An 8072-nucleotide genomic window follows, 5' to 3' on the forward strand; every position below is an offset into this window, starting at 1 on the left:
TGGGTGGGGGGGGGGGGGGGGGGGGGGGGGGGGGCCGCCGGGGGGGGGGGGGGGGGCCCGCGGGGGTCCCGCGCGCGCGGGTGGCGGGGTGGCGGCGGGCCCGGACGGCCGACGGCGACTACTTGGCGAAGCCCGGCAGCAGCTTGGCGTAGTCGGTGGCGACGGTGTTCAGCGCGTCCTGGGTGCCGGTGCCCTGGACGGCCTTGCCCAGGTTGGTGCCGAGCGAGGAGAACAGCGAGCTGTACTCGGGCAGTTCGGGGCGCGGCTTGGCGCTGCCGAGGACGGCCTGGAATCCGGCGATGCCGGGGTCGGCCTTGACGTCGGCGGTGAAGGCGTCGGAGCGGGTCGGCAGGGTGGAGTTCTTCTGCGCGATGAAGGCCTGGCTCTCCGCCGAGGTCATGAAGGCGGCGAACTTCTCGGCGGCGGCCTTGTGGGCCTGGTCGGCACCGGCGTAGACGGAGATGTTGTGCCCGCCGGTGGGCGCACCGGACTTGCCGCTGGAGCCCGCCGGGACGGGCGCGATGCCGAGGTTGCTCTTGTCGGCGAACGCGGCGCCCTTGTAGATGTTGGTGATCTCCCACGGGCCCTGGACGATGGCCGCGACCTTGCCGTTGTTGAAGGCGTCCATCATGTGCGCGTAGGCGTCGGTGGTGACGTCGGCCTTGGCCATGCCGGGCGCGGTGAACATCGTCTTGTAGGTCTCGATGGCCTTGACGGCCTCCGGCGAGGTGACGGTGATCTTCTTGCCGGCGGCGTCGACGGTGTCGGTGCCCTCGCCGAACAGGAACGGCATCGCGTAGTAGCCGTCCGCGGCCTTCAGCCAGAAGCCGTCGACACCGGCCTTGTCCTTGAGCGCGGCGGCGTCGGTCTTCAGCTCGTCCCAGGTCTTGGGGGCGGCGGTGATGCCGGCCTTGGCGAACAGCTCCTTGTTGTAGAGCAGGCCCAGGGTGTCGGTGACCAGCGGCACGCCGTACAGCTTGCCGTCGAACTTGGCCTGCTGGATCAGGCTGGGCTGGAAGGCGGAGGTGTCGGCGACGGCCGGGGTGCCGTCGAGCGGCTCCAGGTAGCCGGCCTTGGCGAAGGCGGCGGTCCAGCCGACCTCGGAGCGGAACACGTCCGGAGCGCCCTTGGCCCCCATGGCGGTCTGGAGCTTGTTCTGCGCCTGGTCGAACGGGACGTTGACGAAGTCGACCTTGACGTTCGGGTTGGCGGCCTCGAACTTCTTGACCAGCTCCTGGTAGTTCGGCGCCTCGTTGGTGGCGTTCGAGGTGTCCCAGTAGGTGAGGGTGACCGGCCCGTCGGCCTTGCCGTTTGAGCTGGAGCCGCTGCTGCCACAGGCAGCCATCGAGACCGCGAGGGCCACAACGAGGGCAGAGGCCGCGATGCCACGCCGCATGAGAACTCCTTGGGAGGGTGGGGGTGCCCGAGATCTTCGGAGACAGGCGCATAATGGCTGCCTCGTGCCGACTGCACCGTTGCTGCCGTCGGGCTCGGAAGGAAGTTAACAGCGGTGCAATAGCGACGGAAAGTCCTTGCAGCAAGTTTCTGCAAGAAACAGCGATCGTTACGCCCACGTGTCCTGGACGTAGCCGCACGGTAGTTGACAGTGCGACCAAATGTCCGGGTTCGCCCGCTTCGAGCCGGTACCGGATGGCCGAGAGCACCACCATCCCTGGCCGAAAACCGCTTGCAGCAGACTGAACGCATGCGTATCAGAGCCGCCATGAGGGACGAACTGCCGCTGCTGTGCGAACTGGAGCGGGCCGCCGGGGCCCCCTTCGCCGCGATCGGCATGCCGGAGATCGCCGACGACGAACCACCGGCCCCGCACGAGCTGGCCCACTACCTGGACGCGGGCATCGCCCTGGTCGCCGTCCCCGACGCGACCGACCTGCCCCACGGAACCGACCTGCCCCAGCAACCCGGTCCTGGTCCCGGTCCGATCGCCGGCTACCTGCTCGCCGAGCCGGTGGACGGCGCCCTGCACATCGAGCAGGTGTCGGTCCACCCCGACCACGCCCGCCGGGGCATCGGCCGGGCGCTGATCGAACACCTCGCGGCCGGCACCGACGCCCCCGCGCTCACCCTCACCACCTTCGCCGACGTCCCCTGGAACGCCCCCTACTACGCCCGCTGCGGCTTCCGCCCGCTCGCCGACCACGAGCTCACCCCGGGCCTGCGGGAGATCCGCCGCAAGGAGGCCGAGCACGGTCTCGACCGCTGGCCCCGGCTCTGCATGCGCCGGGACCTCGCACGGGACCTCGCGCGGGACCTCCAGCAGGACCTCACGCAAAACCTCACCCCGGACGTGCCCGGAGCGCTCAGCTGACGCCCAGCCGCAGCACGGTGGTCGAGCGGAACTCCTCCCCCGGCCGCAGCACGGTGCTCGGGAACGCCGGGTGGTTCGGGGAGTCCGGGAAGTGCTGGGTCTCCAGCGCGATCCCGGCGAACGGCCCGTACGGGACACCGCTCGCGCCGGTGACCGCCCCCTGGAACTTGTTGGCCGTGTAGACCTGGACGCCCGGCTCGGTGGTCAGCACCTCCAGGGTGCGCCCGCTGACCGGGTCCTCCAGCAGCGCCGCCCGGGCCGGGCCGCCGTCGGCCGGCCGGGCCCGGAGCACCCAGTTGTGGTCGTAGCCGCCGGGCCCGGCCAGCTGCGGGTGGTCGTCGTGCACCGACTTGCCGATCGGCGTGGCCACCGTGAAGTCGAACGGCGTGCCGGCCACCGGCTCGGTCCGCCCGTACGGGATCTGCCGCTCGTCGGCCGGGGTGTAGGCGTCGGCGTCGAGGGTGAGCAGGTGACCGAGGACGTCGCCGTTCCCTTCACCCGCAAGGTTGAAGTACGCGTGGTTGGTCAGGTTGACCACGGTCGGCTTGCTGGTGACGGCGCGGTAGGCGATCACCAGCTCGCCGGCCGGGTCCAGGGTGTAGGAGACGGTGATGTCCAGCGCACCGGGGAAGCCCTGGTCGCCGTCCGGGCTGTGCAACCGCAGCCGCACCCCGCCCTCGATCCGCTCGGCCTCCCAGATCCGCTGCGCGAAGCCGTCCGGCCCGCCGTGGATGGTGATGCCGCCGCCGGTCGGGGCGAGCGGGTGCTCCTCGCCGTCGATGGTGACCCTGGAACCGTCGATCCGGTTGGCGTACCGGCCGACCACGGTGCCGTAGTGCCGGGCCGGGCCGAGGATCTGCGTCAGCTGGTCGGTGGAGAGCAGCAGTTGGGCGGGGCGCCCGGCGCGGTCCGGGCCGGTGAGGGTGTGCAGGGTGGCGCCGAGGGTGAGCACGCTCGCCTCGTACGGGCCGGCGGAGAGCGTCCAACGCTCGATCGCGGCACCCGCGCCCGAGGGGTCGAGGGGTTCGTGCCGCACGCTGGTGGCCTCGCTCGCCATGGCCTGCTCCTCACTGGCGGTCGCGGGGTGCCGTGACCGCCCCGGTTCCGGGTCCGTCCAGGGGGTCGCCGCGGCGCCCCCACGTCTGCGTCAGCCTAGGGCGTGTCTGACAATTCGCGCCCGGCGGGAATCGTCAGACACGCCCGGTCGACGGCGACCGCCCCGGGAGCGCTCCCGTGCCTCCGCGCGCCGCCCGGGCACCCGCCGCCCACGCCTCCCTGCCAACGCGGGCTACGCCTCCTCGGGCTCCGCCCCCGGCCGGGCGGCCCCGCGCGGCTGCGTCGGCAGCCCGAGGGCGGAGGCCAGGCCGTCCGGCCCGCTGCCCGCCTTGCGGTAGACCGCGGCCAGTCGGCGGTTGACCAGGCTGAGGTGCACGCCGAGCTCGTCGGCGATGCGCTGCGGCGGCACGCCCTGCACCGCGAGGTTGGCGACCTCCCACTCGGGCTGGCTGAGCGTCTCCCGGAAGTCGCGCAGCCCCAGCCGGTTGGGCCGCAGGCCGTAGTTGGCCAGCTCCCGCCGCGCCTGGTCGACCAGCCCCTCGGCCGAGCAGTGCTGGGCCAGCTCGATGCCCTGGTACAGGTACTCCTGCGCGTCCTCCAGCCGCCCGACCCGGCGCAGCGCGGCGCCGAGGTCGACCAGCGCGACGGCGTGCTCGTACCCGGCCGGCGACTGGCCGAGGTACATCACGGCCTGCTCCAGCAGCTCGACCGCCTGCTGGCCGTCCTCGATCTGGGCGTTCAGCCGCAGCGCGGTGCCGATCGCCGAGGCGGTGCCGAAGGTGCGGGCGTCCTGGACGGCCTTCTGGGCGTACTCGCGGGCGCGGTCGGGCTCGTCGGCCGCGATCGCGATGGCGAGGTGGCCGGCCCAGGGCGCCCAGACGGTGTTGTGCCAGCCGCGGGCCTCCAGTTGGGCGCCGGCCTCGGTGAGTGCGGCGGCCGCCCCGGCGTAGCGCTTCTTGGCGATCAGCAGCTTGCCGTACAGCGAGGGCGCGTCGGGCAGCACCATCGCGGTCGTGTGGTACGGCGGGTGGAAGCCGAACTCGACGGCGAGTTCCCAGGCCTCCTCGGTCCGGCCGCGGGCGAGCAGGGTGTCCACCAGGACGCCGACGGCGTCCCAGGCGAGCGGCAGCTTGGGGCCGATCCGCTCGGACAGTCGCAGCGCGCGGCGCAGGAAGTCCTCGGCCTCGGCGAGCAGGCCGCGGCGGAAGCGAGCAAGGCCCATCAGGAAGTACGCGAAGCCCCGGTGGGCACCGCTCCACCCGGCGACCTCGAACTGGATGATGGCGTCCGCGAACAGCCGCTCGGCCTGGGCGATGCGGTCGTTGTAGGTGTAGGTGAGGCCGAGCATGGAGGGCAGTTCGAAGCCCCAGGTGCTGTCGGTCCAGCCGAGCCCCTTGGGCAGGCGGCCGGCGTCGAGGACGGCGTCGGCGTAGGTCAGCGCCTCGGCGGAGGGGGCGCCGCGCAGGGTGAGGTCCCAGGCGCGCATCGCGAGGACGGCCCGGTCGGCGGCGTCGCGGGTGCTGAGGCCGTCGCACATGAGGCCGAGCCGGGTGGACCGGCCGGGCCCGTCGTCCTCGGACTTGCGGAAGGCGTGCCACATGAACGAGGCGGCCTGGAGCCGGAGTCGGCCGGCCGGGTCGGCGGTCTGCTCGGCCTCGTCCTGGCAGACCACCGCGGCCTGGCGCAGTTCGCCGCTGTGTGCGAGCACCTCGGAGAGCCGGAAGGTGGCGTCGACCCGCAGTTCGGGGCGCAGCGGCCCCTCGTCGGGGTCGAGGGCGAGCTTGAGCTGGTTGACGGTGGCGACGGGGTCGGTGAGCAGGGCGGAGCAGCCCAGTTCGTACAGCACCTCGGCGCGGATGTCGTCGGCCGGGGGTTCGTTGAGGGCGCGGTGCAGGCAGCGCTGGGCGGCTTCGGGGGCGCCGATCAGCAGGTGTTCGACGGCGGCCCGGCGCAGTTTGCGGACGGTCTTGTCGTCGCCCTCGCCGGAGAAGGTCTCGACGAGGTGGCGGGAGGCGGCGAGCAGGCCGAGTCCGGCGTTCTCGATCTCGGCGGCGGCGACGCCGTGCATGCCGGTGCGGGTGGCCTCCGGCATGGTGTTGTAGATCGAGCTGCCGATCAGCGGGTGGACGAACTCCAGGTTGCCGTTGGGGGTCTGGGTGAGCACGCGCTGCTTGCGCAGCTGCTTGATGGCGTCGCGGGCGCCCTCGGTGGTCTGGGCGCAGATCCGGGTGGCGAGGTCGACCCGGATGTCGGTGCCGAGCATCGCGCAGGCCCAGGCGAAGCGCAGGGTGCCGGAGCCGAGCCGGTCGATCCAGCTCTTGAGGGTCATTCCGGTGGCGTCGACGGCGAGTTCGCGCAGTTGTTGGGAGTTCTCCTCGACCGGTTCGAGGTCCTGGTCGCGGACCTGGTCGAGCAGGGCGACGGCTTCGAAGGGGTTGCCGTTGACGACGTTCCAGAACTCGTAGCAGAAGGCGTCCTCGGCCTTGTCGCCGAGTTCGGCGCGGATCATGTCGGTGACGGAGACCAGCGAGAGCCGGTTGAGTTCGTGCTTGCTGGTGGCGAGGCCGAGGACGGCCTTGCGGTGCTGCTGGATCTCGGTCGGCCAGTCGTTCTCGTCCTCGCGGAAGGCGAAGACGAGCAGGACGGGTAGTTCGCGGGAGCGGACGGCGAACTGGGTGAGCCAGGAGAGCGACTCGTGGTCGCCCCAGTGCAGGTCGTCGACGATCATGACCAGCGGGGCCCGGCGCGGCGCGAGTTGGGTGAGGACGTAGTCGAGGCCGTCGCGCACGCCCTGGGGGTCGAGGCGGCGGGCGCCGGCCTTGGGCCGCTTGAGGCCCATGGCCGGTCCGACGACCTCCTCCCAGGTGCCCATGACCTGGCGGAACTCGTCGGGCTGCAGGCTGGTGAGGAGGGGCTGGAGGAGCTGGCGCAGCACGTGGTAGGGCTCGTTGAACTGGCGTTCGCCGCCGCGGGCGAACAGCACCGTGGCGCGGTTGCGGAGATTGGCGACCCGTCGGACCTCGTGCAGCAGGCTGGTCTTTCCGATGCCGGGGCGGCCGGAGAAGGCGAGCAGTTCGCCGATCTCGGTGCCGCCGGCCGCGAATTCGCAGCAGAGTTTGTCGACGGCCGTTTCGACGGAGCGAAGTTCGGCGTCGCGGTCGCGCAGCCTGACCCTCGGCGAGGTGCTGTCGCCGTCCCGGCCGGAACCTGATCCCGTCCGAAGTTCGTTGTCCTGCTCGGTCACCGTCGTGCCTCCGCCTCGCCACTCGCGTCACAGCCCGTGTCGCTGCTCGCATCACTGCCCGTGGAGCCGAGGTTAGCGCTGCGTGGCACTCGCTGTGGGGCATTCGCGCAGGCTGGGGCGGACGGTGAGGGTTCGGACGCCTTGCCAAGGGCAATTGCCCTATACCCCTAACGTCCGATCATTACATCAGATACCCTACGGCCCGCGAGGCGAAGATGATCTTTCGCTATCACCCTCTCCCCGGAAGCCTCGCCGCGTCAACTCCCCCCACACCCAACGTTCGAACCACTAGTACCCCCACCCTTCGCCGCACCGGGAGTCCGATGTCTGACGACACCTCACTTCAGATTCCGTTCCCGCACCGTCGCAGCCCGCACGGACCGCAGGCCACCGCGCTGCACCGTGACTGGCTGGTCCGCCACCCGCTGCTCCCCGACGTCGACCACCCCGGGTACGCCCACTGGGACGTGGTCGACCTCGCCGCCCTCGGCTACCCCGACACCGGCCCGGACGAACTCTCCCTCGCCGCCGACCTGATGGGCTTCTACTTCCTCTTCGACGACCAGTTCGACGGCCCGCTCGGCCGCCGCCCGACGGAGGTCGCCCCCATCTGCGAGCGGCTGATCGCCGTCCTGCACGGAGCCCGCCCCGACCAGGACTCGCCGGTCGAGACCGCCTTCGCCGACCTCTGGGACCGCAGCGTGCGCGGCATGCCCGCCCGCTGGCAGGCCCGCGCCGCGTACAACTGGGAGTGGTACCTGGCCAGTCACCCCGCCGAGGCCGCCGGCCGCATCTCCACCCGGCCACCCGACCGCGACGGCTACCTGGTGCTCAGACGAGGCACCGCGGCGATGGAGACCATCTTCGACATGGTCGAACGCCTCGGCCAGTTCGAGGTGCCCGCCGCCGTCCTGCACCACCCGGTGCTGCGTCAACTGCGCCAGCTGGCAGCCGACATCCCCTCGCTCAGCAACGACGTCCGGTCGTTCCCGCTGGAGGCCCCGCGCGGCGACGTCAACAACCTGGTGATGATCGTCCAGCGCGAGCGCCGCTGCTCGGCCGAGGAGGCCTGCGCGGTGGTGCTGGAGGAGGCGCAGCTGATGGTCGAGCGGTGCCGGGACCTGCACGGCCGACTGCCGGACGTCTACCTGGAGTTGGGGCTCTCCCGGGTCGAACGGACGATCGCCCAGCGGTACGCGGACGGGCTGGTCACCTGGCTCGCCGGCTACCTGTACTGGGAGTCCCGCACCGGCCGCTACCACGCGGTCTGACACCGTCCCGGACGGAGCGCGGAGACACGGTGCGCGCCCCGCGCGACGGCCGGAACGCGCAACCCTCCGTACGGGCCGGGCGCACGGACCGTAGCCGCGCCCGCGCCGGGCGGCTATCGTGCTCGACGGCGGACGCCCCGGCGGCGTCCGCCAGGAATTGCGTGTCCACACC

At 72.0% G+C, this 8072-nt stretch carries 5 protein-coding genes; 2 read left to right on the forward strand and 3 right to left on the reverse strand.

Annotated features, from left to right (window positions below):
* Positions 1–118: 118 nt before the first annotated feature.
* Entirely contained in the window at positions 119–1396 is a 1278-nt protein-coding gene (locus tag ACFV6I_RS27605) for an extracellular solute-binding protein (RefSeq protein WP_363377247.1), read from the reverse strand.
* A gap of 309 nt (positions 1397–1705) precedes the next feature.
* On the opposite strand from ACFV6I_RS27605, the gene ACFV6I_RS27610 reads away from it, so the two are divergent.
* Positions 1706–2329, forward strand: coding sequence for a GNAT family N-acetyltransferase (locus ACFV6I_RS27610; protein ID WP_079136040.1), 624 nt, complete (start codon positions 1706–1708; stop codon positions 2327–2329).
* On the opposite strand, the gene ACFV6I_RS27615 is transcribed toward ACFV6I_RS27610, so the two are convergent.
* Both ACFV6I_RS27615 and ACFV6I_RS27620 read right to left on the reverse strand, forming a co-directional pair.
* Positions 2322–3386 carry an aldose epimerase family protein gene (locus ACFV6I_RS27615; protein WP_380428248.1) on the reverse strand — a complete coding sequence of 355 codons (1065 nt, stop codon included), beginning with the start codon at positions 3384–3386 and terminating at the stop codon, positions 2322–2324. The two genes, ACFV6I_RS27610 and ACFV6I_RS27615, sit on opposite strands and share 8 nt — an antisense overlap.
* Before the next feature lie 231 nt (positions 3387–3617).
* Positions 3618–6629 carry an AAA family ATPase gene (locus ACFV6I_RS27620; protein WP_079136038.1) on the reverse strand — a complete coding sequence of 1004 codons (3012 nt, stop codon included), beginning with the start codon at positions 6627–6629 and terminating at the stop codon, positions 3618–3620.
* Positions 6630–6952: 323 nt separating this feature from the next.
* Here ACFV6I_RS27620 and ACFV6I_RS27625 point away from each other — a divergent pair, with 323 nt between their 5' ends.
* Positions 6953–7900 (forward strand): terpene cyclase, encoded by a 948-nt coding sequence (locus tag ACFV6I_RS27625; RefSeq protein WP_380428249.1) that lies wholly within the window; start codon positions 6953–6955, stop codon positions 7898–7900.
* Positions 7901–8072 lie beyond the last annotated feature (172 nt).

It is taken from the genome of Kitasatospora sp. NPDC059803, from assembly GCF_042732255.1.
In the GTDB taxonomy this organism is placed as follows: Bacteria; Actinomycetota; Actinomycetes; order Streptomycetales; family Streptomycetaceae; genus Kitasatospora.